The following is a 26405-nucleotide window of genomic DNA, read 5'->3' on the forward strand; positions in this document are numbered from 1 at the left end:
CCGATGATCGATGTTGACGTCAACATGCCTGGCCGAGAATCCTCTCGGACCGTCGCCGGTGTCAAGCGTCAGACGGGTGCGACCTCGACCGGGATGCCGTTCAACACCGACGTTCCGGACGGAACGTCCAGCAGTGTCTCGTCCGCGACCAGGTTCGAGTTGACGCCGGGGTTCGCACGCGCCACCCGCGTCCGCGAGCCGTCGACGTCGTGGCCCCAGCCGTGCGGGATGCTGACGACGCCCGGCCGGACCTCGTCCGTCACCTCGACCGGGACTTCGAGCTTGCCCGCGCGCGAGGTCACCGACGCCAGCGAGCCGTCGGTGAGGCCGAGGCGGGCGGCGTCGGCCGGGTGGACCAGGACCGTGCAGCGGTTGCCGCCGCGGATCAGCGGTTTCAGGTTGTGCATCCACGAGTTGTTCGAGCTGAGGTGCCGCCGTCCGATCAGCAGGAGGCCCTCGTCGGCCGGCTTCGCCAGCTCGTCACGCAGCCGCGGGACGTCGGCGACGACCTCCGGCGGGGCCAGCTCGATCCGGCCGGACGCCGTGCACAGCACCTCGGGGATCCGCGGCTTCAGCGGCCCGAAGTCCACCCCGTGCGGCGCGGCTTCGAGGTCGGCGAGCGTGACGTCGTACGGCCCGGCGCGCAGCAGGAGGTCGACCAGCCGCGCGGGCCCGGTGCGCTCACCGGTGACGTCGAGCTTGTTCCGGCGCGCGGTTTCGGCGGCGACGAAGTCGTCGAGCGCCGCGACGTCCGCTTCGGGGCCCTGACCGGTGACGATGCCGGTGAGCCGCAGCATCGTCTCCCACTCCTGCGGGAGCTTCGACGGCAGCGTCGCCGGCGTCCAGTTGGCGACGTTGCGCACCGACAGCTGGTAGAAGGCCAGGTCGAAGTGCGGGCGTTCGAGCGGCGACGGGCCGGGCAGGATGACGTCGGCCTGGCGTGACGTCTCGTTCAGGTAGACGTCGACGGAGATCATGAAGTCGAGCTTCTTCAGGGCTTCGGCGAGGCGGCCCGCGTTGGGCGTGCTCAGGCAGGGGTTGCCGCTGACGGTGATCAGCGCGCGGACCTGGCCGTCGCCCGGGGTTTCGATCTCGTCGGCCAGCGTCGCGACCGGCAGTTCGCCGACGACCTCGGGGTAGCCGCGCACGCGGCTGTGCCACCGCCCGACGGCGAACGGCCGCCGGTTCCCGGTCGGCTGGCACGCGGCCAGCGGGAACATCGCGCCGCCGGGCTCGTCGAGGTTGCCGGTGAGCACGTTGAGGACGTCCACCAGCCAGCTCGCGACCGTGCCGAACGTCTGGGTCGTGGTGCCGATCCGGCCGTAGACGACGGCGTTCTCGGTGGCCAGTTCGAGCGCCATCCGGCGGATGTCGGCGGCGTCGATGCCGGTGCGCGAGGCGACGGCTTCCGGGGTGAACGGCCGGGCCAGCTCGCGGACGTCGTCGAGGCCGTTGAGGTGCTCCGCGAGCCGGCCGGGTGCCACGCGATTTTCCGCGAACAGGACGTTGACCAGCGCGAACAGCAGCAGCGCGTCGGTGCCGGGCCGGATGGCGTGGTGCTCGTCGGCGAACTGCGCGGTGCGCGTGCGGCGCGGGTCGACGACGACGATCTTGCCGCCGCGCTCGCGGATCCCGCGCAGCCGCCCGCGGATGTCCGGCGCGGTCATCAGGCTGCCGTTGGAGACGAGCGGGTTGGCGCCGAGGATCAGCAGGTGCCGCGCGCGGTCGAGGTCGGGCACGGGGATGGCGAGCGGGTCGCCGAACATCGTGCCGGACGAGTAGTGCTTCGGCATCTGGTCGACCGAAGTAGCGCTGTAGAAGTTCCTGGTGCCCAACGCTTTGTAGAGCACGCGGCCGTAGAGCGTGAGCGCGATGTTGTGCACGCCGGGGTTGCCCGCGTAGACGGCGACGGCGTCCCGGCCGTGCTCCTCGAGGATCGGCGGGAGGCGGCGGTCGATCTCGTCGTAGGCCTCCTGCCAGCTGACTTCGACGAACTCGCCGTCGCGCTTGAGCAGGGGCGCGGTCAGCCGGTCGGGGTCGTGGTGCAGCGCCCCGAGCGACGCGCCCTTCGGGCAGATGTAGCCCTTCGAGAAGACGTCGTTGTCGTCGCCGGTGACCCGGGTGACCTGCTGGTTCTCGTCGAGCGTGACCTCGAGGCCGCAGGTGGCCTCGCACAGCGGGCAGGTGACGTGTGCCGTGGTCATGAGTACCTCGCAGGCCGTCGGGGTCTCTCAACATACCGAGCGGTATGTCGATGGGCAAGGCAGGATTGCGCCATGGACGTCTCGGCCGCCGAACGCGCGGTGACCGCCCGGCACCTCCGCCGCGTCTGGGGGCTGCCCGGCACGGTCCTCGGCCGCAGCGGCTGGCCGGCATCGGCCGGTCAGCGGCTGCACTGGCACTGGAACTACTGGTGGCAGGCCCATTTGCTGGACACGCTGGTCGACGCTCAGCTGCGGTCTCCGTCTGCTTCGCGCTTGGCCCTGATCCGGTCGTTCGTGCGTTCGGTGCGGTTGCGCAACTTCGGGCGCTGGACGAACGAGTACTACGACGACATCGCCTGGCTCGGCCTTGCGCTGCAACGGGTTCAGCGTCTTGGGATCGACGTCGGCCCGGCCGTCGCGGCGATCGACACGCAGCTGCTGTCGGGCTGGACGTCCGCGGCGGGCGGCGGAATCTGGTGGCGCGTCGGCGACGAGTTCAAGAACGCGCCGGCCAACGGCCCGGCGGCGATCTTCCACGCCCGGTCGGGAAATCTCTCCCGCGCTCGTGAGATGACGGACTGGATGACGTCCACTTTGGTCGATCCCGCGACCGGCCTGGTCTTGGACGGCATCCGCACGGACACGGGCGAGCTGGTCAAGCACATCTACACGTACTGCCAAGGGGTTTACCTCGGGGCGTGCCTGGAACTGTCCTTAGTGGACGACGCAGCTCGGACGGTGCGGGCGGTGGCTTCGCATTGCGCCCCGGGAGGGGTGATCCGCGGCCAAGGCGGTGGCGACGGCGGGCTGTTCGCGGCGATCTTGGCCCGGTACCTGGCCTTGGCAGCGCGTGCTTTGCCCGGTCCGGAGGCTTCTCTGGCGCGGTCCTTGGTGCTGGACTCCGCGGAGGCCTGCTGGTCGGGCGCGGCGGAAGGGCCGGTGTTCAGCGCGTTCTGGGACCGCCCGGCGCCTTTGCTGCCACTGCCGGAGGACGCCCCGGAGCGCGACATGTCGGTCCAGGTGGGCGGCTGGATGCTGCTGGAGGCCGCGGCAACGCTGTCACCAGACGTCGCCGGCCCGCCAGTCGGCGGTTAGCGCGCCGTCCAGGTCGAGCGAGGCCCGGCCGGGGAAGACGTAGACCCCGCCGTCGTCGTCCTCGGTGCGCCGCACTCCCGCAGGCGTCAGGGCGAAGGTCGGTCCCCGCCACTGCTGCCAGCCCCGTCCGGCGTACAGCGGCGCCCCGGCCCGGGTCGCACTCAGGGCGCCGACCTCGTACCCGGGCAACAGGTCCTCCATCGCCGCCATCAACGCACTCGCGACCCCACGCCGCCGGTGGTCCGGGTGCACCGCGACGCCCTCGACGTAGCCGGTGTTCAGCGTGCGATCGCCGTGCAGGAGCCGGCGTTGCACGAGCGAGGCGTGGCCGACCAGGTCGTCACCGTCGAAGGTCAGGGCGTGCATCCCGCCGAGGGTGTTTTCCCAGCCCGGAAGGTCGAAGTCGGCGAACGCGCCTTCGAGCAGAGCCCGGACGGCATCGAGGTCGGCGGAGGGCAGCTGGGCGGTGTGCGCGAGCCGGATCACCGGCCCATTCTCCCGCGCCCGGGCCGGGAGTGGTCAGCAGCCGCAGGAGGCGCCGTGCAAGAAGCGTGGCGTCAGCGACACCGTCTCCGGCGGCCGGTCGGGGTCGGCCATCCGGGACAGCAGCAGCTGCACCGCCCGGCGTCCGATGTCGGCGACCGGCTGGGCCAACGTTGTCACCGCCGGGCTCACCCGGCGGGCCCACTCCATGTCGCCGTAGCCGACCACCGCCAGCTCCGAGCCGATGCGGATTCCGCGGCGGTGGGCCTCGTACTGGACGCCCACCAGCATCGACTCGTCCGCCACCACCAGTGCAGTCGGGGAAGGCCAGCCGTCCAGGAGCTTGGCCGTGGCCCGTGCCGCTCCGCCCGACGTCGACAACCCGCACTCCACCAGCTCGCGGTTGTACCGCAGCCCCGCCTGCTCCAGGCCCAGCCGGTAGCCGCGGACGCGCTCGCGGCTGATGTCCAGGCTCTCGTCGCCCGAGATCAGGCCGATCTTGCGGTTGCGTCCCTCGACCAGGTGACGGACCAGCGACGCCACCGCGTGCACGTTCTCCGTGCCCACCTGGTCGACGTCGTTGCGGGCGGCGACGCGGTCGACCAGCACCGTCGGCACGCCCATCCGGACCAGGCCGTTGATCACCGCTTCGCCGCCGGTCGAGGGCACCAGCAACACGCCGTCCACGAGGTCCGCTCGCAGCGCGCGCACCAGTGAATCCTCTTCACTCGCCGTGTCGCCGGTGTCCGCCAGCGTGACGTCGCACCCCGCCTGAGCGGCGGCGGCCCTGATCGAGCGCAGCAGCTCACCCGAGTAAGGGTTCGCGTGCGTACCCATCGCGACGCCGATCCGGTAGGTGACCGGGGGGTCCCACAACCGGAGCTCTGGCGATAGTGCGGTCATAAGCCCTCGCAGACGCTCAGCCGAAAGGTATCCGCTGAGCGCTCACGCCGAAGCGCTAGGACCCCAGAATCACTTATGTGAGTGAACCGGCGGGCAGCCGCACGACTCACGGTGACGCAGAGTGGGTGGCAGCCGGACCGTCTCGGCCTTGCGCGCGGGGTCGTTGATCCGGGCCAGCAGCAGCCGTACGGCCTGCCGCCCGATCTCCTCGATCGGCTGCGCCATCGTCGTCAGCGGCGGGTCCACCAGGTCCGCCCACTCGACGTCGTCGTAGACCACCACCGGCAGGTCACGCCCGATGCGCAGGCCCCGCCGCCGCGCTTCGTGCAGCACCCCGACCATCATGCTGTCGTTCCCGACGACCAGCGCCGTCGGCGGCTCGGGCAGCGCCAGCAGCGTGCTCAACGCCAGCGAGCCCCCTTCGTGCGACGAGTTTCCGCAGGCCACGAGGTCGGCCGACCACGTCAGCCCGGACCGGCCGAGCCCCAGCCGGTAGCCCAGCACGCGCTCCTCGCTCGTCGACAGCCCGGGCGTGCCGCTGATCATCCCGATCCGCCGGTGCCCGAGCGTCGCCAGGTGCGCGGTCAGCGCCGACGTCGCCTGGATGTTCTCCGTGCCCACCTGGTCGACGTCGGCGCGGGTGGTCAGCCGGTCGATCAGCACCGTCGGCACGTCCAGCGACACCAGCTCGCCGATCACCGGGCCGTCGCCCGGGGCCGGGGTGATGAGCAGGCCGTCGACGCGCCGCGAACGCAGCGCCCGCACGGTGTCACGCTCCGTGCCGGCGGTGTCGTGCGTGTCGGCCAGCAGCACGGTGTACCCGTGCGCCGACGCCTCCCGCTCGATCGCCTGCATCAGCGTCGCGAAGTACGGGTTGGCCACCAGCGAGATGGCCATCCCGATCGACCGCGTCCCGCCGGTGACCAGCGAACGGGCGATCGCGTCGCCGGTGTAGCCGGTCGTCTCGATCGCCCGGAGGACGGCCGCCTTGGTGTCCTCCGCGACCGCCCGCGTCCCGTTGACGACGTGCGACACGGTCGTGATCGAAACGCCGGCGAGCTCGGCGATGTCCCGCTGGGTCGGCCGCGATGATCTCGGCTGGGGCATGCCAATCCTTTCCGGCAAGCGTTTGCGCAAACGCTTGCGTACGCGGTGCAGTCTGTCTACCTTCCCGACCATCGGCAAGCACCCGATCACACCGTGTCTTCTTTAAGGGGTGGGAACCCATGAGACAGCGAAGTCTCACCGCACTCACACTGGCCGCCGTGCTCGTCGCGACGACCGGCTGCACCGTCGAACGCCACTGGGGTGGCAGCACGAACACCGGCGGGAGCGGCAAAGCGAAGGTCGGCCTGGTGACCAAGACCGACACGAACCCCTACTTCGTCGAACTGCGCAACTCCGCCAGAGCGGCCGCGCAGGCCAACGGCGCCGACTTCAGCGCGCTCGCCGGCCAGTTCGACGGCGACAACGACGGCCAGGTCCGCGCCATCGAGAACCTGGTGCAGCAGGGCGCGAACACCATCCTCATCACCCCCAGCTCGTCGACCGGCGTGCTCAAGGCGATCAAGGACGCCCGCGACGCCGGGATCCTCGTCATCGCGCTCGACACCGCCACCGAACCGCCCGACGCCGTCGACGCCACCTTCGCCACCGACAACTTCGCCGCCGGTGAGCAGCAGGGCGCCTACGTCAAGGCCGCGCTCAAGGGCGTCCCGCCCAAGCTGCTCATGGTCGACGGAACGGCAGGCAGCTCGGTCGACACCCAGCGCCACGGCGGGTTCCTCAAGGGCATCGGGCTGACCGACGGCTCGCCGGAGATCAAAGGCCACACCGCGGCCAACGGCGACCAGAGCCTCGCCCAGCAGGGCATGGAGAACCTGCTCCAGCGCAGTACGGACATCAACGCCGTCTACTCGATGAACGAGCCGATGGGCCGCGGCGCGTACGCGGCGCTGAAGGCCCGCGGGCTCACCGGCCAGATCGTGATGGGCTCGATCGACGGCGGCTGCGAGGGCGTCCAGAACGTCAAGGACGGTCAGTACGCCGCGACCGTCATGCAGTTCCCCAAGAAGATGGCCGAACAGGGCGTGCTCGCGGCCGTCGACTACGCGAAGACCGGCAAGAAGCCGACCGGCTTCGTCAACACCGGGTCCGCGGTGATCACCGACAAGCCGCTGCCCGGCGTCGAAAGCCACGACACCGCGTGGGGCCTGCAGAACTGCTGGGGAGGAAAGAAATGACGACGGCGACAGTGTCCACAAGGGACACAAAGGACCGTGAGTCGCTCGGCGAGTTCCTCCTCCGAGCCCCCGCGGTCGGTCCGGCGCTCGCGCTGGTCGTCGCGATCGTGGTGTTCTCGCTGGCCACGGACACGTTCTTCGACCTCGACAACCTGTCCACGGTGGTCCAGCAGTCGCTGGTCGTCGGGACGCTCGCGCTGGGCCAGACGCTCGTCATCCTCATCGCGGGCATCGACCTGTCCAACGCGGCCTCGCTGGTCGTCGCGACGCTGATCATGGCGAAGCTCGCCGCGGCGGGCACCAACGGCTTCGTCGCGCTGCTCGCCGGCGTCGTGCTGACGATCATCGTCGGCATCTTCATCGGCGGGCTCGCCACGCGGGTCAAGCTCCCGGCGTTCATCATCACGCTCGGCACGTTCACCATGCTGACCGCGGTTTCGAAGCTGATCGCCGGCGGCCAGGCCGTCCCGGTGACCGACGGGGTGCTGCAGTGGCTCGGCACCAAGCGCTACCTTTTCGGCGGCATCCCGATCACCTACGGCATGACGCTGGCGCTGCTGATGTACCTCGGCGTCTGGTACGCGCTGACGAAAACCGCGTGGGGCAAGCACGTCTACGCGGTCGGCAACGCACCGGAGTCCGCGCGGCTGTCCGGCATCAAGGTCAACCGCACGGTCCTCTCGGTCTACATCGTGGCCGGGCTGACCTTCGGCATCGCCGCCTGGCAGGCGCTCGGCCGCACGCCGAACGCCGACCCGAACCAGTTCCAGCTCGGCAACCTCGACTCGATCACCGCCGTCGTCCTCGGCGGGACGAGCCTCTTCGGCGGCCGCGGTTCGGTGCTCGGGACGCTGATGGGCGCGCTGGTCGTGGCCGTGCTGCGGTCCGGGCTGACGCAGATGAACGTGGACGGCAACTACCAGGACCTCGCCACCGGCGCCCTGCTCATCGCCGCCGTCGTGGTGGACCGGATCGCGAGGAGGCAGCAGCAGTCATGACCGAACCGATCCTGCAGGCCCGTGGCCTGGTGAAACGCTACGGCCGGGTGACCGCCATCGATGGCGCCGACTTCGACCTGCTGCCCGGAGAGGTGCTCGCCGTGGTCGGGGACAACGGCGCCGGGAAGTCGTCGCTCATCAAAGCCCTGTCCGGAGCGGTGATCCCGGACGAGGGCGAGATCAAAGTGGACGGTCAGACCGTCCACTTCAAGTCCCCTTTGGACGCTCGCCACTACGGGATCGAGACGGTTTACCAGGACCTCGCCGTCGCGCCCGCGCTCGACATCGCGTCGAACATGTTCCTGGGCCGGGAAAAGCGGCTCAAGGGTCCGCTCGGGCTGTTCCGCAAGCTCGACACCGCGACCATGCGGTCCGAGGCGCAGCGGATCCTCGACGAGCTGGGCGTCAACATCAAGTCGATCTCCCAGCCCGTCGAGACGCTTTCCGGTGGTCAGCGCCAAGGCGTCGCCGTTGCCCGCGCGGCCGCGTTCGGCACCAAGGCCGTGATCATGGACGAGCCCACCGCCGCGCTCGGCGTCGCCGAGTCCGGCAAGGTGCTCGACCTCATCGGCCGGATCCGCGACCGCGGCCTGCCGGTGGTGCTGATCAGCCACAACATGCCGCACGTCTTCGACATCGCCGACCGCATCCACGTGCACCGCCTCGGCAAGCGCGTCGCGGTCGTCTCGCCGAAGACGCACACGATGAACCAGGTCGTCGGCCTGCTCACGGGTGCGTTGCGGCTCAACGAAAACGGCGAGATCGAAGAGGCGGCAGCCGCGACACACGTGGCCGGCTTGACGTGAGAGTGCTGCTGGCGGGGCTGTGCACCGTGGACGTCGTCCAGCGGGTCGACGAGCTTCCGGCGCCGGGCGAGAAGGTGCAGTCGCTGCGGGTGGACGTCGCGGCCGGGGGGCCCGCGACGAACGCCGCGGTGACCGCCGCCGCGCTCGGCGCCGAGGCGACCCTGCTGACCGTCCTCGGTGCACACCCGCTGGCGGCGCTCGCCCGCGCCGACCTCGAAGCTTGTGGCGTGCGGGTCGTCGACCTCGATCCCACGCGGTCCGATCCGCCGCCGGTCAGCGCCGTCGCCGTCCGCGAACGCGACGGCGAGCGCACGGTCGTCTCGCGCAACGCGGCGGGCTCCGAAGTCACCTGGAGCGGCACGCTGGACGCGGACGTGGTGCTCGTCGACGGCCACCACCCGAACCTCGCGCTGGCTGTCGCGAAGGCCGCCAACGCCGACGGCGTGCCGGTCGTGCTCGACGCCGGGAGCTGGAAACCCGTGCTCGACGAACTCCTCCCGCTGGTCGGCATCGCCGCGTGTTCCGCGCACTTCCGCGCCCCGGAACCCGGCCTCCACCAGCGCGGCGTCCCGACCGTCATCACGACCGCGGGGCCCCGCCCGGTGCGATGGTCCACTGCGGACGGCGGCTCGGGTGAGGTGCCTGTCGCGAGCGTCGAAGCGCGAGACACACTAGGTGCGGGCGACGTCTGGCACGGCGCGCTCGCCGTGGCCGTGACGCGCGAACCGACGGTGACGGACCGGATTCGCTTCGCCAACGAGGTGGCCGCCGAACGGGTGCGGCAGGTGGGACCGCGGTCGTGGACGACCGCGATCGCAGGAAGGAACAGGACATGACGGCGTTCGACGACCTGCTGGCCCGGGCCGAGGGCCTGACCGTGCGCGGGCAGCGCAACGTGCTGGGCATCATCGGCGCGCCCGCGTCGGGCAAGACCACGCTGGCCTGGGCGCTGGCCAACGCGCTCGGCTCGCGCGCCGCGGTGGTCGGCATGGACGGCTTCCACCTCGCGCAGGTCGAGCTGCGCCGGCTGGAGCGCACCGAGCGCAAGGGCGCCCCGGACACGTTCGACGCGGCCGGTTACTACCACATGATCAAGCGGCTCGCCGAAGGCCGCGAGACGGTCTACGCGCCGGAGTTCCGCCGCGAGATCGAGGAGCCGATCGCCGGCGCGGTGGCCGTGCCGCCGGAGGTCCAGCTGGTGATCACCGAGGGCAACTACCTGCTTCTGCCGGACGACCCGTGGAGCGCCATCCGGCCGCTGCTCACCGAGGCCTGGTTCCTCGCACCGGACGAGCCCGAGCGGATCGAACGGCTGGTGTCGCGCCACCGCCGCTACGGCCGTTCGCTGGTCGAGGCCCGCCGCCGCGCGCTCGGCTCGGACCAGCGCAACGCCGACCTCATCTCGCAGACGCGCGACCGCGCGGACCTGGTGCTGGAGAACCTGCCGCTGGCGAACTTCGCGATTTGACTCTCATCGTCACGGGTGGCAGCCGGGGGATCGGCGCGGCCATCTGCACGCTGGCGGCTTCGCGCGGCTACGACGTCGTGGTCAACTACTCCGGCGAATCCGCGCCCGCTCTCGCGGTGGCCGACGAGGTGCGTTCGCACGGCCGTCAGGCGCTGGCGGTCCGCGCGGACGTCTCGGTGGAGGACGACGTCCGTGCGCTGTTCGACGCCGCGGAGGGGCTCGGGCCGGTAAAAGCGCTGGTCAACAACGCGGCGATCGTCGGCAACACGCCCGGGCGGCTCGACTCCTACGACGTCGAGGTCGTCCGGCGGACCCTCGACGTCAACGTCACCGGCGTGTTCCTGTGCTGCCGCGAGGCGGTCCGCCGGATGTCGACGCGGTACGGCGGCGACGGCGGCGCGATCGTCACCATCTCCTCGACGGCCGCGCGGACCGGGTCGGCCGGGGAGTGGGTGCACTACGCGGCGTCGAAGGCCGCCGTCGACACGCTGACGTTCGGGCTCGCCCAGGAGGTCGCGGGCGAGGGCATCCGGGTCAACGCCGTCGCGCCCGGGATGATCCACACCGGCCTGCACGAGGCGGCCGGCCTGCCGGACCGGATGGCGAAGTACGCGCCGCAGATCCCGATGGGGCGCGCCGGGGAGCCGGCCGAAATCGCCGAAGCGGTGCTGTTCCTGCTGTCGCCGGCGTCGTCGTTCACCACGGGAGCGGTGCTCGACGTCGGTGGCGGCCGTTGATCCCTGTGAACCGGTAATTCCTGCTATTCGTGTGGTGGACGTTCCCGAAACCGCGCGAAAGGTGAACAGGAAATGACCGCGTTGCGTACGTTCGAGCTCCCTGATTCGGTGAGCGGGACGACTGTTGATCGAATACTGGGCCGTCAGCTGGTCCGCACCTGGGAGACCGACGGGATCTTCCAGGTCGCCGCCACGGCGGAGCAGGACCGGACCACCGGGGAAGCGCTTGCTGCCAGCCGGCGGTTCTTCGCCGGATCGTTGCCCGAGAAGGCGAAGTTCGTCAGCGATCTGACCTACAGCGGCTACATCGCGTCCGGGGAAGAGGTGACCGCGGGCGAGGCCGACTACTCCGAGATCTTCACGGTGTGCCCCGATGTCCCGCTCGCCGACACCCGCGTGGCCGAAGGCTGGCCGTGCCACGGGCCGGTGCCCTGGCCGGACGAGGATTACCGGGCGGCGATGAAAAACTATCTCCACGAGGTCGGGGAAATCGGTGAAAAACTGCTGGAACTCGTCGCGCTCGGATTGGGGGCGGACTTGGATCAATTGACCTGGCTCACCCGAAACGGGTGGCACCACATGCGCGTGCTGCGGTTTCCGGCCCGCTCCGCGACGACCGAACGCGGAATCGGCGCGCACACCGACTACGGCCTGCTCGTGATCGCCGCCCAGGACGACGTCGGGGGTCTCTTCATCCGGCCGCCGGTGCCCGGTGAACCGCGCAACCGGAACTGGCTGCCGGAGGAGAGCACGGCCGGGATGTACCAGGACGAGGAGCCGTGGCACTTCGTCGAGCCCGAGCCGCGCGTGTTCACCGTCTTCCCCGGCGACATCCTCCAGTTCCTCACCGGTGGCCGGCTGCTGTCGACGCCGCACAAGGTCCGGCTCGCGACGCGCGAGCGGTACACGCTGGCGTACTTCCACGAGCCGTCGTTCGGTGCCACGGTCCGCCCCCTGAGCAGCGAAGACGGCAGCGACGAGTACATCCACTACGGCACCCACTTCACGAACATGTTCACCCGCTGCTACCCGGACCGGGTGACCACGCAGCGGATCCACCGGGAAGAGCGCCTGGTCACGCTCGACCGTCTCCGGGCGCGGAGCCTGAGCGGCTGACCCGTCACCGCCGGTCACCATCCGTAAGACGGGTGTGACCGGCGGTAGGTTCCGTCCGCCTGCTGAGACGTCCGGAGACGGCGAGATCACGATCGGACCGGGAACTTGGTCACCCTGGTTTCGGTCGGCGAACGCTGTGCAACTCTGGGGAGCCGCCACGCGAAAGGACGGCTTCGAAAGCCATGGCAAAACTCATGTCCGTGCACCATCTGGCGCTCACCGTGACCGACGTGGACCGCAGCGTGCCCTGGTACGTCCGCGTCCTCGACCTCGAGGAGGTCATCCGGCGCGAAGAGCCGGACACGGGACTGCGCAAGGTCGTGCTCCGGTCCGCCGGGGACGAGTTCTCCGTGGTGCTGGTCCAGCACGCGGACACCGGAAGACGCGGGTTCGACGAACGCAGAACCGGGCTCGACCACGTCGCTTTCCGGGTCCGGACGACCACCGAGCTGGCCGAGTGGGAGTGCCGGCTCGCCGAGTTCGGGGTGTCTTACCTGCCGGCCGCGCCTTCGCGGACGTTCGAAGGATCGCAGGTCGTCGTGTTCCGCGATCCGGACGGCATCCAGCTGGAGATCTGGGCGGACCCGGAGCTCTGACGCTCAGGCCCGCGCGTCGTCCCGCTCTTCGACCGGGCGGCGCATCTCCTGGCGGTAGCGCAGCACGCCGTACCCGGTTCCGACCACGAAGAACGCGATGCTGATCCACAGCGCCGCCGTCTTCAGCCACGGCAGCGTGTCCAGCAGGCCGGCGCCGTAGTAGCCGAGCAGGACCAGCGTCGGCACCCAGAGCAGGCCGCCCAGCGCGGTCGCCGCCATGAACCGGCGCGGGTCCATCCGCGCCGCACCCGCGATCAGCGGGGCCAGCGTGCGGATCCACGGGATCCAGCGGGCCGCCACGATCGCGAAGAAGCCCCTGCGGTCCAGGAACCGCTGCGCGCGGTCGAGGGCCTGCCGGTTCAGCACCTTGCCGTCGCGGCGCGCGATGAGCTTGGTGCCGCTCGTGCGCCCGATGTAGTACCCGATCTGGTTGCCGAGCACGGCGACGATCAGCGCGGCCCCCGAGAGGAACCACGCGTTCGCGTCCGAACCGTGCTGGGCCAGCACCACGCCGGCGCCGAACAGCAGCGAGTCGCCGGGCAGGAACAGCCCGATGATCAGCGCGCATTCGACCAGCACGAAGCTCAGCACGATCACCCAGACGAGCAGCGGACCGGCGGTGTCCAGCCAGCTCACGCCGACGCCCGCGGCCTCGAAGCTCACGACGTTCACACAAGGAGCCTACGTGGCCGAAGTGAACGGCCCACGGCGAACGGTCGAATCGAGCGCTGCGGGATATTCAGGATCTACGAACGGTGAAGGCCCCCTCACCAGCGGTGAGAGGGCCTTCATGAAGCAAGACTCAGAACTGCGGCAGCGACTCGCCCTGGACCGCTTCGACGTCCAGCTCGATCTTCACCACCGTGCCGACCGCCGCCACGCCGGCCCGGACCATCGCGCTGTAGTTGATCGCGAAGTCGTTCCGGTGCAGCGTCGTCTCGGCGTGGAACGCCACGCGCACGCCGCCCCACGGGTCCGGGCCCCAGCCGCCGTAGGTCAGCTCCAGCTCGATCTCGCGGCGCTCGCCGTGCAGCGTGAGGTCGCCGGCCAGCGTCCACGAGTCCACGCCGCGCTGGCGCAGCCCGGTGCTCGTGAACGTGATGACCGGGTGGACGTCGACGTCGAGGAAGTCCGGCGAGCGCAGGTGGTCGTCGCGCATCCGGATGTTCGTGTCGATGCTCGCCGCCTTGATCTCGGCGTGCACCGACGACCGCTCGGCCGGGCGGCCGATCTCGATCCGGCCGGACACGTCCGGGAACCGCGCCTTGATGCTCGCGATGCCCAGGTGCCGGGCGGTCGCGACCACCGACGAGTGCATCGGGTCGATCGTCCACGGCCCGGCGGGCGGCAGGTCGATCGCCTCGGCGACCGGGGCCAGCACGACGTCGCCGAGCGAGGCCGAGCCGTCCGAGGCGACCTGGGTCATCCGGGCGATCGGGGTGTACCCGGCCGCCGTGACGACCGCGGTGTAGGTCCCCGGCGCGAGAGCGTCGGTGACCACTTCGCCGCGGACGTCCGCCGCCTGCCGGGCGACCTGCCGCCCGGCCGGGTCCGTGACGGTGAGCACCGCGTGCTCCACCGCCCAGCCCTCGGCCGTGCGGAAGGTCGCGCGCAGGCCGGTCATGACCGGTCGACCAGCTCGTCGAGGGCCTGGTCGTAGCTCAGCCGGACGTCGTGGCCCGCCTCGCCGCCGGTCAGCTCCACCTGGCTGGTCGCCGGCGGGTAGCCGCTCGCGACCACGGTGTACGCACCCGCGGGCAGGTCGCTCACCAGGTAGCGGCCCTCGCCGTCGGTCCGGGCCACGGCCGCGACGTTGCCTTCGGCGTCGAGGACGGTGATCCGCGCGTCCGGGACGACCCGGTCGCCCTCGGTCCGGGCGACCCCGCTGAGCTGCACCGAGCTGGACAGCTCGACGTCGTGGCGCAGCACGCCGCTGTCCGGCACGGTCAGCGTCACCGCGACGGGCCGGTGGCCCGCACCGCTGGCGACCAGGGTGTAGGCCCCGGCGCCGACCCCGACGAAGGCGTAGGTGCCGTCCGTCGTCGTGATGAACGCGCCGTTGACCTCGCCGCGGCTGTCGGTCAGCGTCACCGTGACGTTCGGCAGCGGCGAACCGGTCGCGGCGGCCTTCACGGTGCCGGTCAGCTCGCCGGACCCGGTGAGCGTGACGTCGACCGTCGCCGGCCCGTTGCCGATCACGACGCTGGAGGCCTGCGGCTGGTGGCCGTGGGCCGACACGATGAGGACGTACGCGCCCGGACCCTGGCTGGGGACCGAGTAGCTGCCGTCCGAGGCACCGGTGGCCCGCGCGACCTGGCGGCCGCGCTGGTCGATCAGGGTCAGCGCCGCACCCGACACGTGGCTGCCGTCCTGACGGCGGACGTGGCCGACGACCGGCACCCCGCCCGCGCCGACAGGGGCGTCGAGCTCGGACTCGGAGACGGAGTTCGTGATCGGCATCGGCAGCGCGCCCGACACGGCCTGGTAGTCGCCGTGCCCGTTGGTGCTCAAGGCGTGCTTCCCGCCGCCGACCAGTGCCGGCTCGCGGTCGACCGGCTTGACCGGCTCGACGATCTCGGTGGGCTCGTCGGCGAAGTCGTGCTCGTGCTCGTCGAGCAGCGCCTCGCCGCCCTCCATGGTCGCCGCGGCCGGAGCCGCGTTGGTCAGCGGGATCTCCTTCATGAACAGCAGCACCACCGTGGCCAGCAGAGCCACCGCGCCCGCGATGTAGAACACCGTGGTGATCGACTCGGTGAAGCCGACCAGGATCGGCGTCTTGATCGCGTCCGGCAGGGACTGGATCACGCTGGTGTTCTCGGACAGGTTGCCGATGTTCGCGCCCGCGCCGGCCGGCAGCTGGCCGCCGAACGCCTTCGTGATGTTGGGCATCAGGGTGTTGAACAGGACCGTCAGGAAGATCGCGACACCCGCGGTACCACCGATCTGGCGGAAGAACGTCGCCGACGCGGTCGAGACGCCCATGTCGCTGCGCGGGCCCGCGTTCTGCACCGCGATGATCAGCGTCTGCATGCACTGGCCGAGGCCGAGACCGATGATGGCGGCCGCGACCAGCGGGTGCCACAGCGGCGAGTCGTAATCGACCTGCGCGAAGAAGAACGCGCCGGCGGCGATCATCAGCGTGCCCACGATCGGGAAGACCTTGTAGCGACCGGTCTTGCCGGTGATCCGCCCGGAGACGATCGAGCTGAGCATGATGCCCGCCATCAGCGGCAGCATCAGCAACCCGGATTCGGTCGGCGTGTAGCCCTGCACGACCTGCATGAACTGCGGGATCATCGTGATCGCGCCGAACATCGCGACACCGACGATGACACCGCCGATGATCGCCACGGTGAACGTCGAGTTCTTGAACAGCCGCAGCGGGATCAGCGCGGCGTCCTTCATCCACCGTTCGATCGCGATGAACGCGATCACGCCGACACCGCCGACGACGTAGCAGAGGATCGACTTGCCGTCGCCCCAGCCCCACTTCTGGCCCTGCTCCGCGACGATCAGGAACGGCACGACCGCGACGACCAGGGCGAGGGCGCCCCACCAGTCGATCTTGTGCTTCTGGGGGACGTGCGGCACGTTCAGCACCCGGGCGACGACGAACAGCGCGAGGATGCCGATCGGGACGTTGATCAGGAAGACCCAGCGCCAGCCGTGGATGTCGTAGCCGAAGATGCTGCCCGCGTGCTCGATGCCGGCGAAGAAGCCGCCCAGCACCGGGCCGAGCACGGTCGACAAGCCGAACACGGCCAGGATGTAACCCTGGTACTTCGCCCGTTCCCGTGGCGGCACGATGTCGCCCAGGATCGTCATGGCCAGCGACATCAGGCCGCCGGCGCCGAGGCCCTGCACCGCGCGGAACGCGGCCAGCTGGTACATCGACTGCGCGAAGGCCGAGGCCAGCGAACCGGCGACGAAGATCGTGATCGCGGCCAGGTAGAACGGCTTGCGGCCGTAGATGTCGGAGAGCTTGCCGTAGATCGGCGTGACGATCGTCGAGGTGATCAGGTACGCCGTGGTCGCCCACGCCTGCAGGTCGAAGCCGTGCAGGTCGTTGGCGATCTTGACGATCGACGTGCCGACGATCGTCTGGTCCAGCGCGGCGAGGAACATGCCGCACATCAGGCCGCTCAGGATCGTGACGATCTGGCGGTGGCTCAGCCGGGGCGGTTGCCCCACCTCGGGCTGAGCGACTGCTTCGGTGGTGGAACTCATGCGTTGGCCCCCTTGGCCGGTGCACCGGCGGACGCGTTCGCGTCGGCCAGTTGTGGAGAGTGGTTCTCGATACCTGTGTTGAGTCGGCCGAACAGCTTGTTCAGGGTCTGGATCTCCCCTTCGGTCCAGTCCCCGAGCACGTCGGCCAGCCATTGGTTGCGCTGCTTGCGGTTCTCTTCGAACACCCGCATGCCCTCGTTCGTCGGGGCGAGCAGGCAGGCCCGGCCGTCTTCGGGATCGGCCTGGCGCTCGACCAGGCCGTGCTGGACGAGCGAGCTCGACTGCCTGCTGATCGTGGAGATCTCGGAGTGGAGCGACTCGGCGAGCCGGCTGGTGCGCTGCGGGCCCTCGTGGATGAGGGTGAAGAGGATCGCGTAGGCCGCCCGCTCGATGCCGTCCGGTCCCTGCTTGGACACCTGGGACTTCGCCTTGTTGATCAGCCGGACCAGGCGGACGAGCTCGTGCCCGAGCTGGTCGGCGAGGTCCAGTTCGGCTTTGGGCCGGGTGGCGGAGCTGTTCGGTGCCATGAGGGATCCTTCAACGGCGTTGGTTGGCGGCTGCAACTAGTTGCCTCAGGCAAGGATGTGCCTTCACTAGCGGTTATGCAAGCGGAGGGCAGTTCGATGTGTCGGAACACACTTTAGTTGTCGTATGCAAGCAGATCTCCCGGGGGCTCCCGGAACAAACCCGGCGACGTCCGGTTGGTACAGCTATGACGGACGACACAGCGTTTAAGGACTTCCTCGCCGCGCACCGCCACGGCGTCCTGGCCACGATCCGCCGCGACGGGCGGCCGCAGCTGTCCACGATCACGCACCACTACGACGCGGAGACGGGCACGATCATCGCGTCCATCACCGAGACGCGGGCGAAGACGAAGAACATGCGCCGCGACCCGCGGGTGACCTACCACGTGGGCAGTGAGGACGGCTGGAGCTACGTCGTCGTGGAGGGGCGTGCTTCGCTCACGGCGCCGGCCGCTTCCCGGGACGACGAGACCGTCGAAGCCCTCGTCGACTACTACCGCCTCGCGGCCGGCGAGCACCCCGACTGGGACGAGTACCGCGACGCGATGGTCAGCGACCAGCGCGTGCTGCTGCGGATTCACGTCGACAAGCTGCTGGGCCTGGTCCGGTAGGGGTGTTTTTGAAATAGAAGTTCCGCAGTGCGGACTATCTGGGCTTACCATCGAAGCCATGAGCGACGAAGCTTTGGTCACCCGGCTGCGCGACCTGCTCGGCAAGAGCGCGGTGCTCACCGACTCCGACGTCACCGCGTCCTACTCGCGCGACATGATGCCGCTGGCGCCGTCCGGCCGGCCGCTCGCCGTCGTGCTGCCCGCGAACGTCGAGGAGGTGCAGGCCGTCGTCAAGGCGTGCGCCGAGGCCGGGGTGCCGATCGTGCCGCGCGGGGCGGGCAGCGGTCTCTCCGGCGCCGCGAACGCCATCGACGGCTGCGTGGTGCTGACGCTGACCAAGCTCGACGAGATCGTCGAGATCGACCCGGGCAACCGGCTCGCCGTCGTGCAGCCGGGCGTCGTCAACCTGGACTTCCGCAACGCCGTCGAGAAGCACGGGCTCTTCTACCCGCCGGACCCGTCGAGCTACGACTGGTGCACGATCGGCGGCAACCTCTCGACCAACGCCGGCGGCCTCTGCTGCGTGAAGTACGGCGTCACGACGGACTCGGTGCTGGGCCTGGAGGTCGTCCTGGCCGACGGGTCCCTGCTCAAGACCGGGCGGCGGACGGTCAAGGGAGTGGCGGGGTATGACCTGGCCCGGCTGTTCGTGGGCAGCGAGGGCACGCTCGGCGTCATCACGCAGGCGACGGTCCAGCTGAAGCCGCTGCCCCAGGCCCCGGCGACGCTCGTCGCGGGCTTCACGACGACCGAAGCCGCCGGCGAGGCCGTGGCCCGGATCGTGCGCGAAGGACTCGTGCCGTCGTTGCTGGAGATCATGGACGCGTCGTCGATCAAGGCGTCCGAGACGTACTTGAAGACCGATCTGGGCGCGGGTTCGGACTGCCAGGCGCTGCTGCTGGGCCAGTCGGACGCGGGCGGCGAGGTGGCCCGCCGCGAGCTGGCGGCGATCGAGCAGATCTGCACCGACTGCGGCGCGGACCTGGCGTACACGACCGAGGACCTCGAAGAGGGCCGCATGCTGCTGCAGGCCCGCCGGGTGGTGCTGACGGCGCTGGAGACGTACGGCCAGTGGCTGACCGACGACGTCTGCGTCCCGCGCACGCGCATCGCGGAGCTGATCCGCGGCTGCGAGAAGATCAGTTCCGAGGTGGGGTTGCGCATCGCGGTGGTGGGCCACGCCGGCGACGGCAACATGCACCCGACGATCGTCTACCAGCCCGACGACGAGGACGAGTTCGCCCGCGCCCAGCGCGCGTTCGACGCGATCCTCGAGGTGGGGTTGTCCCTCGGCGGGACGGTGACGGGCGAGCACGGGGTGGGCAAGATCAAGCGCGAGTGGCTGGCGCGCGAGATCGGCCCGGTCGGGCTGCGGGTGCACCGCCAGATCAAGGCGGCGCTGGACCCGGAGAACCTGTTCAACCCGGGCTCGATGTTCTCGATGACCTGAGCCGCGCCTGCGGGGGTCCCCTCCCGGGGGACCCCTGCTTTCACGTTACCGCGGGGGTACGACAGTTTTCGCCCGCACGAAAAGGGCCCCACCGCCGACCGGTGGGGCCCTCCGAGTCCGAGCTTCAGTCCTTGATCCGCGGAATCCGCTGTGTGACCTCCGGGTCGGTCTCCGTGGCCACCGCCTTCTTCTCGCGCCGGGCCTTCAGGTACTCCAGCCCGATCGGCACCACCGACACCAGCACGATCAGCACGAAGATCGCGTCGACGTTGTTCGCGATGAACGGCACGCCGCCCAGCAGCGACCCCAGCACCGTGATGCCCGCGGCCCACAGGATGCCTCCGATCACCGTGTACGTGAAGTAGCGCTTCGGGTCCATGCGGCCGATGCCCGCGATCCACGTGATGAACGTCCGGACGAACGGCACGAACCGGGCCAGCACGACCGCCTTGGGCCCGTGCTTCTCCAGGAACTCGTGCGTCTTGTCGACGTACTCCCGCTTGAAGATCTTCGAGTCCGGCCGGTTGAACAGCTTGGGGCCGGCGAAGTAGCCGATGTAGTAGCCGACCACGTTGCCGAGCAGCGCCGCGACCGTCACCAGCACGCAGACCAGCCACAACGGCGCGTCGAGGGTGCCGTTCGCGATGAACAGGCCCGCTGTGAACAGCAGGGAGTCGCCGGGCAGCACCGGGAAGACGCTGCTCTCGATGAAGATGATCAGGCAGAGCACCGCGATGACCGGCGTGGTCAGGCCGCTCAGCAGGTGCTGCGGGTCGAGCCATGACGGCAGCAGGGACATCGTGTTGACCGTGCTCTGGGCGAGAATCACCCCAAAAACGGTACAGGGTCACCCTGAGTCGTTACTGAGACCCGGTCAGACCAGCGTGAGCAGGCCCACCACGGACCCCGCGGCGAGCCCCAGGAGCACCGCGAGCAACAGGATCCAGTACGCGGGCAGCTGCGCGCCCTGCCGCGGCGGCTCCGGCGGACGCGGGGCGTACGCCGTGGGGGCCTCGGCGACGGGGTCGAGTGCCGCGCGCTCGCGCTCCAGGGAGTCCGCGCTCGCTCCCGAGAGCAGGCCGTACGCCGAGGGCAGCTCGTTGATCGCGCTGGTCGGGACGGCGTCCGTGGCCGGCTCGGGGTCGCGAGCCGGTGCCGGTGACGCCGAAGGGGCGAAGACCGCTTGCGCGCGAAGGGCGTCCGCCAGCAGCTGCTCGGGGTCCTTCGGCTCGCTCATCTCCGCCCGTCTCGCTCGCAGTTACCTCAGGTACTCAAGGTAGCCGTACCCACCTCGGCGACCCATTCACCCCGGCGCAGCACCTTCGCGGGCCGCAGGTCCTGATCGAGGACGACGATGTCGGCCACGTACCCGGTGCACAGCATCCCCGTGTGGCCGGCGATGCCGAGCAGCTCGGCGGGCCGTTGCGACGTCGCGTGCACCGCGTCGAGGATGCCGAGTTTCGCACCCCGGACCAGATTGCGGAAGGCGGTGTCCATCGTCAGGGTGCTGCCGGCCAGCGAGCCGTTGTCCGCGAGGGTCGCGACGCCGTCGTGGACGTCGACCTCGAGCCGGCCCAGCGTGTAGCGGCCGTCGGCGGCGTCGGTGGCCGACATCGCGTCGGTGATCAGCACCGTCCGGTCGCGGCCCGCGTGCTTCGCCGCCAGCCGCACGACGGTCGGGTGCAGGTGCACCAGGTCGCAGATGAGCTCGATCGTGATGCGCTCGTCATCGAGCAGTGCCCCGACCGGGCCCGGTTCGCGGTGGTGCAGCGGCCGCATGCCGTTGAACAGGTGGGTCGCGACGCTGGCGCCCGCGTCGATGGCCGGCAGCAGCTGCTCCTCGACACCGTCGGTGTGCCCGATGGCGGCGATGACGCCCGATTCGGCCAGCTGCCGGACGGCCTTGATCCCGCCGTACAGCTCCGGGGCGATCGTGACCATCCGGATCGCGCCCTGGCCGGCCTTCAGGAGCTTGTCGACCGTGCCGGTGTCCGGCTCGAGCAGCGTCTCCGGGTCGTGGGCCCCGCAGCGGGCCTTCGAGATGAACGGCCCCTCCAGGTGGATGCCCGCGACCTCGCCGTCCTGGACGATCTCACGCAGCGCGGCGACCTGCTCACGCAGGATGTCCACCGGGTCGGACACCAGGCTGGCGAGCATGGTGGTGGTGCCGTGACGGCGGTGCGCTCGCACCGCCGTCAGGAGCTCCTCGGGATCGAGGGAGGTGAACGAAGCACCTCCCCCGCCGTGGCAGTGGGTGTCTACGAACCCGGGCACGACCAGTGCCCCGCCGACGTCGACGTGTTCGCCCGACGGCGGGGTCCCGGAACCCACGCCGGCGATCCGCCCGTCGGAGACGGCTACCCAGCCGTCATCGAGTACACGGTCCGGGGCAGCGACCCGTCCGCCCATGATCACGAAATCTCCGGCGCCTCTCACGCACCCCAGCATATATTGGTCTGGACCAAGCATGGTGATACGACTCAGTGATCGGAATGGTCCACCCGGGTCACTGTGGGGCCTGCATGGCCTTCTGGAGTGCCTCGAGCGCCCGGCTGGCGGTCGACTTAACGGTACCCTTGGAGATGCCTGCGGCCTCAGAGATTTCGGCCTCGCTCAGCCCGCCGTAGTAACGCAGCACCAGCACTTCGCGCTGGCGGGGCGGCAGCTTGGACAGCGCGCTGACCACCGCCTGGTGCTCGCTGGAGAGCATCGCGAGGCTCTCCGCGGACCGCGCGTTGACCGCGTGCGGCGGCACGTACTCGCGGGCGGTCTTGCGCCGGCGCAGCACGCTGCGCGACCCGTTGACCACCGCGGTGCGCAGGTAGCCGACCGCGGCCGCGGCGTCCCGGAGGCGCCCCCAGTTGCGATGCAGGCCGGTGAAGGCCTCCTGGACCACGTCTTCCGCCGTCGCGGGCTCGTCGACCAGCAGAATCGCCAGCCGGACCAGCCGCATGCGGTGCTGGCGGTAGAGGTCTTCGAGGGTCAGGGGCACCGGCGCCTGTGCCGGGGCCGGACCGTCCATGACCCGCAGGTGGCCGAGGGTCGCCTCGACACTGCGTTCCGCATTGCCCTCGAGCATGAACCCCTGCCTGTCCTCGACCCCGGTTTGCACGGTGTGTCGCGTCAGCAGGTTCACGGTATTCACAGCGCTCACACAGGTACTGACGCACGCCCAGCCTATCGGGTTGGCTTCCCGTCGCCACAGATCGGATGCTGGGACACGGCGATCGCCCGGGTAGCGTCGGTCCCGTCCCGCCCCTGCCCGACCCCGGAGATCCACATGGCCTGGTACCTCGTCGAAATCACCTACGTCCAGGAGAAGATGCCGGACGTCCGGCCCCGGCACCGCGAGTTCCTGCGGAACCTGGCCGCGGACGGGCGTGTCGCGGTCGCCGGGCCGCTCGGCGACGGGTCCGGCGGCATCACGCTGTACCAGGCCGATGACGAAGCGCACCTGAAGGCGACCATCGACCAGGACCCGTACGCCCTGGAGGGCGTCATCGCGGAGCGGACGATCCGCGAGTTCAAGCCGGTCATCGGCGCCTGGGTGCCCGAGGAGTCATAGGTCGAGCACGGTGGTGCCGCGGTCGACGCAGATCCGCACGGACCCGCCGTCGGCCGCCGGCACCGCGCACGTCCCGCAGAAGCCCTGGCGGCACGAATACGGCGTGCCGGGCCGTACCTCCCGGAGGACGTCCAGGGCGCTGCGGTCGGCCGGGACGTCGAGGACCAGCCCCGACCTGCGGAGAGTCAGCCGGAACGGCTCGCCGGAGACGATCGGCGGCGGTGCGAACCGCTCGAAATGCACCGCACCCCTGGTCAGGGCGAGGTCGACGCGGACGCCGGTGATCATCGGTGCCGGGCCGCAGCAGTACACCGAAGCCCCTTCGGGCAGACTTTCGAGCAGTTCCGCGCCCGACGCGGGAATGCCGTACTCGGTGTCCGGACGGATGCGGACGCGGTCGTCGTCCGGCAGCTCGTCCAGGAACGGCATCGATGCGCGGCTGCGACCGGTGTAGACCAGTCGCCAGTCCGCGCCTGATTCGACGCAGCGGCCGACCATCGGCAGGATCGGCGTGATCCCGATGCCGCCCGCGATGAAGAGGAACGGTCCCTCGCCGACGAAGGGGAACGCCGTCCGCGGGCCGCGCACGGTGACCCGCGTGCCCGGCGTCAGCGCGTGGACCTCGGTCGACGCGACGCCGAGCTGCCGCACGGCGATCCGGTAATGGTCCTTTTCGGACGGGTTTCCGCACAGCGAGTACTGCCGGACCAGGCCGGAGGGCAGCACGAGGTCGATGTGCGCGCCCGGCCGCCAGCCCGGCAACGCCGACCCGTTCGCGAGGCGCAGGCTGACCACGCCTTCGGCTTCGGGTTCGACGGCTTCGACGACCAGCGGCAGGTTCCGGTCGACGGCGCGGACCGGTGGCCGCCGCTTGCCGCTGAACTGCGACATCCGGCGGTAAGCACCCACGACACCGACCAAAGTGGACATCAGCCGGTCGGTCCGGTCGCTCCCGTCCAGCCGGGTGGGCCGGCCGAGGGTCACCCCGCCGCCCGGGCGGCCGGTGAACTGGCCAGGTACGCGACCGCCTGCTCGGTGCTCCCGGTCTCGGTCGGGTGGTAGGTCTTCCGGAAGTACGGCCGGATCTCGCGCAGCAGCTGACGCCCGCCCGGCAGCAGTCCCCGCTTCGCCGCCCGCCGGTACGCCCGCAGAGAAGCCCGGCCGGGCCGCGTCGGGTCGTTGCGCATCAGGTACCGCGTGCCGCGGGCGAAGACCCACGCCAGCACCGGCGTCACCGCCGCCATGCTGCGCACCCGGCGCGTGTACCGCCCGTCCAGGTGCATGAAGAGGTCGAACGCGACCGACCGGTGCTCGACCTCCTCGGCGCCGTGCCAGCGCAGCAGGTCGAGCATCACCGGGTCGGCGCCGGCGTCCTCGAGGGGCGCGTCGAGCACCCACTGGCCGAGGAACGCCGTGTAGTGCTCGATCGCGGCGACGATCCCGAGCCGTTCGACCAGCCACTCCTCGGCGGCCCGGCCGGTGAGGTCGCGGTCGCCGAGCAGCTTGCGGAACAGCCACTCCATCTGCGCGACGTACGGCCGCACGCGCAGGCCGGCGGCTTCGAGGTGCGCCGCCGCGCCGTCGTGGGCCTCGGCGTGCACGGCTTCCTGGCCGATGAAGCCGAGGACGTCCGCCTTCAGCCGCTCGTCGCGGATCAGCGGCACCGCCTGCTTGAACACCTCGACGAACCAGCGCTCACCCTCGGGCAGCGCCAGGTGCAGGACGTTCATCGTGTGCGTGACCTGCGGCTCGCCGGGGATCCAGTGCATCGGCAGCGCCGCCCAGCCGAACTCGACGTTCCGCGCGTGCAGGACGAAGTGCTCGTCGGTCACGACGACCGGCCGGACAGCTCGAAGTCGGCCGGGTCCACCTTCCGCGTCTCCAGCCAGTACCGCCAGGTGAAGCCGGGCCAGATCGTCCGGTTCACGCCCTTGGCGTCGAGGTACCAGCTCTTGCAGCCGCCCTGCGTCCAGACGCCCTTGACCAGCTTGTCCTGGATGTCGCGCTGGAACTTCTCCTGCACGCCCGGCCGGACGTCGAGCGCGGCGGCGTCACGGGAGCCGGCGAGCTTGATGGCGTCGACGACGTACCGCGACTGCGACTCGATCATGAACACCACGGAGTTGTGGCCCAGCGCGGTGTTCGGGCCGAGCAGGAAGAAGAGGTTCGGGAAGCCGGAGACGGCGATGCCCTTGTGCGTCCGCATGCCTTCGGTGGCCCACTCCTTGGCGAGGTCACGGCCGTCGACGCCGGTGATGTCGAGGTACTCCAGCGCGTCGGTCACCTTGAACCCGGTGCCGTAGATGATGGCGTCGACCTCGTGCTCGACCCCGGCGGAGTCGACGATCGAGTGCGCCTTGACCTCCTTGATCCCGGAGGTGTTGACGTCGACGTTCGGCCGGGCCAGCGCCGGGTAGTAGTCGTTGGAGATCAGGACGCGCTTGCAGCCCATCGTGTAGTCGGGCGTGACCTTCTTGCGCAGCGCGGAGTCCTTGATGCCCTTCGCGATGTTGCGCTTGGCGATCAGCTCGCCGGCCTTCATGATCGCCGGGTGGCCGTTGAAGCCGATGGCGCGCGCTTCGAGCAGCCAGTACAGCGCGTTGCGGTAGAGGCGCTGGGTGCCGGGCACGCGCTTGAACAACGTCTGCGCCCACGACGGCATCGCGTGGTCGGGCTTCGGCATGATCCACGGCGGCGTGCGCTGGAAGAGCGTCAGCTCGGCGACTTCGGGCGCGATCTTCGGGACGAACTGGACCGCGCTGGCGCCGGTGCCGACCACGGCGACCTTCTTGCCGCGCAGGTCGTATTCGTGGTTCCACTGCGCGGAGTGCCAGGTCTGGCCTTTGAACTCCGCGATCCTCGGCAGCTCGGGGACCTGCGGGATGTGCAGGCCGCCGACGCCGGAGACGAGGAACTGCGCGACGAACTCGCGGCCGTCCTTGGTCGTCGCCGTCCAGCGGCGCTCCCGCTCGTCCCAGTGCGCGCCGGTGAGCTCGACGCCGAACCGGATCTTCTCGCGCAGCCGGTACTTGTCGGCGACGCCCTTCAGGTAGTCGAAGATCTCCGGCTGCGGCGAGAACGACCGCGACCAGTCCGGGTTCTGCTCGTACGAGAACGAGTACATGTGCGACTGCACGTCGCACGCGCACCCGGGGTAGGAGTTGTCGCGCCAGGTACCGCCCACCTCGGTGGCCTTCTCCAGGATCACGTAGTCCCGGATGCCGGCCTTTTCGAGCTGGATCGCCTGGCCGAGCCCGGAAAACCCGGTGCCCACGATCACGACCTTGAACCGCTCGGTCATCTGTCGGCCTCCGCTGCGCTGGGGGTCTGCCGCAGATGACGTTACCTCAAGTAACAGTTACTTGGAAGTATTACC

General features: G+C 70.2%; 27 protein-coding genes. 12 read left to right on the plus strand and 15 right to left on the minus strand.

The window, feature by feature from the left end:
* Nucleotides 1–68: 68 nt before the first annotated feature.
* The gene (locus ABZ342_RS04830) at nt 69–2204 is read right to left on the minus strand and encodes a molybdopterin oxidoreductase family protein (protein WP_360468781.1); all 2136 of its coding nucleotides are present in this window, start codon (nt 2202–2204) and stop codon (nt 69–71) included.
* Between the two features lie 72 nt (nt 2205–2276).
* Between ABZ342_RS04830 and ABZ342_RS04835 the strand changes: the two genes are divergently transcribed.
* The gene (locus ABZ342_RS04835; RefSeq protein WP_360468783.1) at nt 2277–3299 is read left to right on the plus strand and encodes a glycoside hydrolase family 76 protein; all 1023 of its coding nucleotides are present in this window, start codon (nt 2277–2279) and stop codon (nt 3297–3299) included.
* Here the strand turns inward: ABZ342_RS04835 and ABZ342_RS04840 are convergent.
* From ABZ342_RS04840 to ABZ342_RS04850, 3 genes are all read right to left on the minus strand, one after another.
* Nucleotides 3264–3785: a GNAT family N-acetyltransferase gene (locus ABZ342_RS04840; protein WP_360468785.1), complete on the minus strand. Its 522-nt coding sequence runs from the start codon at nt 3783–3785 to the stop codon at nt 3264–3266. The genes ABZ342_RS04835 and ABZ342_RS04840 overlap by 36 nt on opposite strands.
* 33 nt (nt 3786–3818) lie before the next feature.
* Nucleotides 3819–4685 (minus strand): substrate-binding domain-containing protein, encoded by an 867-nt coding sequence (locus ABZ342_RS04845; protein WP_360468787.1) that lies wholly within the window; start codon nt 4683–4685, stop codon nt 3819–3821.
* Between the two features lie 69 nt (nt 4686–4754).
* On the minus strand, nt 4755–5792 hold the full coding sequence (locus ABZ342_RS04850; protein ID WP_360468789.1) for a LacI family DNA-binding transcriptional regulator: 1038 nt from the start codon (nt 5790–5792) through the stop codon (nt 4755–4757).
* 119 nt (nt 5793–5911) lie between these two features.
* Here ABZ342_RS04850 and ABZ342_RS04855 point away from each other — a divergent pair, with 119 nt between their 5' ends.
* The 8 genes from ABZ342_RS04855 (at nt 5912) to ABZ342_RS04890 (ending at nt 12649) form a co-directional block, all read left to right on the plus strand.
* A complete protein-coding gene (locus ABZ342_RS04855; protein WP_360468791.1) occupies nt 5912–6928 on the plus strand; it encodes a substrate-binding domain-containing protein in 1017 nt (338 codons plus the stop codon).
* Nucleotides 6925–7926, plus strand: coding sequence for an ABC transporter permease (locus ABZ342_RS04860; protein ID WP_360468793.1), 1002 nt, complete (start codon nt 6925–6927; stop codon nt 7924–7926). Before ABZ342_RS04855 ends, ABZ342_RS04860 begins: the two co-directional genes overlap by 4 nt.
* Nucleotides 7923–8732 carry an ATP-binding cassette domain-containing protein gene (locus ABZ342_RS04865; protein WP_360468795.1) on the plus strand — a complete coding sequence of 270 codons (810 nt, stop codon included), beginning with the start codon at nt 7923–7925 and terminating at the stop codon, nt 8730–8732. The genes ABZ342_RS04860 and ABZ342_RS04865 overlap by 4 nt, the downstream gene beginning before the upstream one ends.
* A 2-nt stretch (nt 8733–8734) precedes the next feature.
* The gene (locus tag ABZ342_RS04870; protein WP_155549373.1) at nt 8735–9568 is read left to right on the plus strand and encodes a PfkB family carbohydrate kinase; all 834 of its coding nucleotides are present in this window, start codon (nt 8735–8737) and stop codon (nt 9566–9568) included.
* Nucleotides 9565–10200, plus strand: coding sequence for a nucleoside/nucleotide kinase family protein (locus ABZ342_RS04875; protein WP_155548095.1), 636 nt, complete (start codon nt 9565–9567; stop codon nt 10198–10200). The genes ABZ342_RS04870 and ABZ342_RS04875 overlap by 4 nt, the downstream gene beginning before the upstream one ends.
* Nucleotides 10197–10937, plus strand: a complete 741-nt coding sequence (locus tag ABZ342_RS04880; RefSeq protein ID WP_360468798.1) for an SDR family oxidoreductase — start codon at nt 10197–10199, stop codon at nt 10935–10937. Before ABZ342_RS04875 ends, ABZ342_RS04880 begins: the two co-directional genes overlap by 4 nt.
* 72 nt (nt 10938–11009) lie before the next feature.
* The gene (locus tag ABZ342_RS04885) at nt 11010–12053 is read left to right on the plus strand and encodes a 2OG-Fe(II) oxygenase family protein (protein ID WP_360468800.1); all 1044 of its coding nucleotides are present in this window, start codon (nt 11010–11012) and stop codon (nt 12051–12053) included.
* Between the two features lie 182 nt (nt 12054–12235).
* Entirely contained in the window at nt 12236–12649 is a 414-nt protein-coding gene (locus tag ABZ342_RS04890; RefSeq protein WP_360468802.1) for a VOC family protein, read from the plus strand.
* 3 nt (nt 12650–12652) lie between these two features.
* Here ABZ342_RS04890 and ABZ342_RS04895 read toward each other — a convergent pair whose 3' ends face one another.
* From ABZ342_RS04895 to ABZ342_RS04910, 4 genes are all read right to left on the minus strand, one after another.
* Entirely contained in the window at nt 12653–13321 is a 669-nt protein-coding gene (locus tag ABZ342_RS04895; RefSeq protein WP_155548092.1) for a DedA family protein, read from the minus strand.
* A 130-nt stretch (nt 13322–13451) separates the two neighbouring features.
* Nucleotides 13452–14273, minus strand: a complete 822-nt coding sequence (locus ABZ342_RS04900; protein WP_155548091.1) for a YceI family protein — start codon at nt 14271–14273, stop codon at nt 13452–13454.
* Complete coding sequence (locus ABZ342_RS04905; RefSeq protein ID WP_155548090.1) at nt 14270–16876, minus strand: MFS transporter; 2607 nt, start codon at nt 16874–16876, stop codon at nt 14270–14272. The genes ABZ342_RS04900 and ABZ342_RS04905 overlap by 4 nt, the downstream gene beginning before the upstream one ends.
* Nucleotides 16873–17403, minus strand: a complete 531-nt coding sequence (locus ABZ342_RS04910; RefSeq protein WP_155548089.1) for a MarR family transcriptional regulator — start codon at nt 17401–17403, stop codon at nt 16873–16875. The genes ABZ342_RS04905 and ABZ342_RS04910 overlap by 4 nt, the downstream gene beginning before the upstream one ends.
* A gap of 185 nt (nt 17404–17588) precedes the next feature.
* On the opposite strand from ABZ342_RS04910, the gene ABZ342_RS04915 reads away from it, so the two are divergent.
* Nucleotides 17589–18014, plus strand: coding sequence for a PPOX class F420-dependent oxidoreductase (locus ABZ342_RS04915; protein WP_360468806.1), 426 nt, complete (start codon nt 17589–17591; stop codon nt 18012–18014).
* Nucleotides 18015–18072: 58 nt separating this feature from the next.
* Nucleotides 18073–19464, plus strand: coding sequence for an FAD-linked oxidase C-terminal domain-containing protein (locus tag ABZ342_RS04920; protein ID WP_360468808.1), 1392 nt, complete (start codon nt 18073–18075; stop codon nt 19462–19464).
* Between the two features lie 124 nt (nt 19465–19588).
* On the opposite strand, the gene ABZ342_RS04925 is transcribed toward ABZ342_RS04920, so the two are convergent.
* The 4 genes from ABZ342_RS04925 to ABZ342_RS04940 form a co-directional block, all read right to left on the minus strand.
* Nucleotides 19589–20293 (minus strand): VTT domain-containing protein, encoded by a 705-nt coding sequence (locus tag ABZ342_RS04925; protein ID WP_360468810.1) that lies wholly within the window; start codon nt 20291–20293, stop codon nt 19589–19591.
* A 45-nt stretch (nt 20294–20338) separates the two neighbouring features.
* The gene (locus tag ABZ342_RS04930) at nt 20339–20701 is read right to left on the minus strand and encodes a hypothetical protein (protein ID WP_155548085.1); all 363 of its coding nucleotides are present in this window, start codon (nt 20699–20701) and stop codon (nt 20339–20341) included.
* Between the two features lie 26 nt (nt 20702–20727).
* Entirely contained in the window at nt 20728–21879 is a 1152-nt protein-coding gene (gene nagA, locus ABZ342_RS04935; RefSeq protein ID WP_360469221.1) for an N-acetylglucosamine-6-phosphate deacetylase, read from the minus strand.
* A 91-nt stretch (nt 21880–21970) separates the two neighbouring features.
* On the minus strand, nt 21971–22543 hold the full coding sequence (locus ABZ342_RS04940; RefSeq protein WP_196425916.1) for a SigE family RNA polymerase sigma factor: 573 nt from the start codon (nt 22541–22543) through the stop codon (nt 21971–21973).
* Between the two features lie 201 nt (nt 22544–22744).
* Between ABZ342_RS04940 and ABZ342_RS04945 the strand changes: the two genes are divergently transcribed.
* Nucleotides 22745–23029, plus strand: coding sequence for a YciI family protein (locus ABZ342_RS04945; protein ID WP_155548083.1), 285 nt, complete (start codon nt 22745–22747; stop codon nt 23027–23029).
* On the opposite strand, the gene ABZ342_RS04950 is transcribed toward ABZ342_RS04945, so the two are convergent.
* Genes ABZ342_RS04950 through ABZ342_RS04960 form a run of 3 tightly spaced genes read right to left on the minus strand, consistent with a single transcriptional unit; the run spans nt 23024 to nt 26330 of the window.
* Entirely contained in the window at nt 23024–24013 is a 990-nt protein-coding gene (locus ABZ342_RS04950) for a PDR/VanB family oxidoreductase (protein ID WP_360468813.1), read from the minus strand. The two genes, ABZ342_RS04945 and ABZ342_RS04950, sit on opposite strands and share 6 nt — an antisense overlap.
* Complete coding sequence (locus ABZ342_RS04955; protein ID WP_360468815.1) at nt 24010–24861, minus strand: metal-dependent hydrolase; 852 nt, start codon at nt 24859–24861, stop codon at nt 24010–24012. The genes ABZ342_RS04950 and ABZ342_RS04955 overlap by 4 nt, the downstream gene beginning before the upstream one ends.
* Nucleotides 24858–26330: an NAD(P)/FAD-dependent oxidoreductase gene (locus tag ABZ342_RS04960; RefSeq protein ID WP_360468817.1), complete on the minus strand. Its 1473-nt coding sequence runs from the start codon at nt 26328–26330 to the stop codon at nt 24858–24860. The genes ABZ342_RS04955 and ABZ342_RS04960 overlap by 4 nt, the downstream gene beginning before the upstream one ends.
* Nucleotides 26331–26405 lie beyond the last annotated feature (75 nt).

Source organism: Amycolatopsis sp. NPDC005961, from assembly GCF_040629235.1.
Classification (GTDB): domain Bacteria; phylum Actinomycetota; class Actinomycetes; order Mycobacteriales; family Pseudonocardiaceae; genus Amycolatopsis; species Amycolatopsis camponoti.

Bases quoted from the DNA above. Each gene is read 5' to 3' on its own strand.
- ABZ342_RS04920 (WP_360468808.1), top strand. From the start codon at position 18,073: ATGAGCGACGAAGCTTTGGTCACCCGGCTGCGCGACCTGCTCGGCAAG.
- ABZ342_RS04865 (WP_360468795.1), top strand. From the start codon at position 7,923: ATGACCGAACCGATCCTGCAGGCCCGTGGCCTGGTGAAACGCTACGGC.
- ABZ342_RS04885 (WP_360468800.1), top strand. From the start codon at position 11,010: ATGACCGCGTTGCGTACGTTCGAGCTCCCTGATTCGGTGAGCGGGACG.
- ABZ342_RS04890 (WP_360468802.1), top strand. From the start codon at position 12,236: ATGGCAAAACTCATGTCCGTGCACCATCTGGCGCTCACCGTGACCGAC.
- ABZ342_RS04860 (WP_360468793.1), top strand. From the start codon at position 6,925: ATGACGACGGCGACAGTGTCCACAAGGGACACAAAGGACCGTGAGTCG.
- ABZ342_RS04945 (WP_155548083.1), top strand. From the start codon at position 22,745: ATGGCCTGGTACCTCGTCGAAATCACCTACGTCCAGGAGAAGATGCCG.
- ABZ342_RS04875 (WP_155548095.1), top strand. From the start codon at position 9,565: ATGACGGCGTTCGACGACCTGCTGGCCCGGGCCGAGGGCCTGACCGTG.
- ABZ342_RS04940 (WP_196425916.1), bottom strand. From the start codon at position 22,543: ATGCTCGAGGGCAATGCGGAACGCAGTGTCGAGGCGACCCTCGGCCAC.
- ABZ342_RS04900 (WP_155548091.1), bottom strand. From the start codon at position 14,273: ATGACCGGCCTGCGCGCGACCTTCCGCACGGCCGAGGGCTGGGCGGTG.
- ABZ342_RS04835 (WP_360468783.1), top strand. From the start codon at position 2,277: ATGGACGTCTCGGCCGCCGAACGCGCGGTGACCGCCCGGCACCTCCGC.
- ABZ342_RS04915 (WP_360468806.1), top strand. From the start codon at position 17,589: ATGACGGACGACACAGCGTTTAAGGACTTCCTCGCCGCGCACCGCCAC.
- ABZ342_RS04930 (WP_155548085.1), bottom strand. From the start codon at position 20,701: ATGAGCGAGCCGAAGGACCCCGAGCAGCTGCTGGCGGACGCCCTTCGC.
- ABZ342_RS04905 (WP_155548090.1), bottom strand. From the start codon at position 16,876: ATGAGTTCCACCACCGAAGCAGTCGCTCAGCCCGAGGTGGGGCAACCG.
- ABZ342_RS04960 (WP_360468817.1), bottom strand. From the start codon at position 26,330: ATGACCGAGCGGTTCAAGGTCGTGATCGTGGGCACCGGGTTTTCCGGG.
- ABZ342_RS04850 (WP_360468789.1), bottom strand. From the start codon at position 5,792: ATGCCCCAGCCGAGATCATCGCGGCCGACCCAGCGGGACATCGCCGAG.
- ABZ342_RS04845 (WP_360468787.1), bottom strand. From the start codon at position 4,685: ATGACCGCACTATCGCCAGAGCTCCGGTTGTGGGACCCCCCGGTCACC.
- ABZ342_RS04830 (WP_360468781.1), bottom strand. From the start codon at position 2,204: ATGACCACGGCACACGTCACCTGCCCGCTGTGCGAGGCCACCTGCGGC.
- ABZ342_RS04910 (WP_155548089.1), bottom strand. From the start codon at position 17,403: ATGGCACCGAACAGCTCCGCCACCCGGCCCAAAGCCGAACTGGACCTC.
- ABZ342_RS04855 (WP_360468791.1), top strand. From the start codon at position 5,912: ATGAGACAGCGAAGTCTCACCGCACTCACACTGGCCGCCGTGCTCGTC.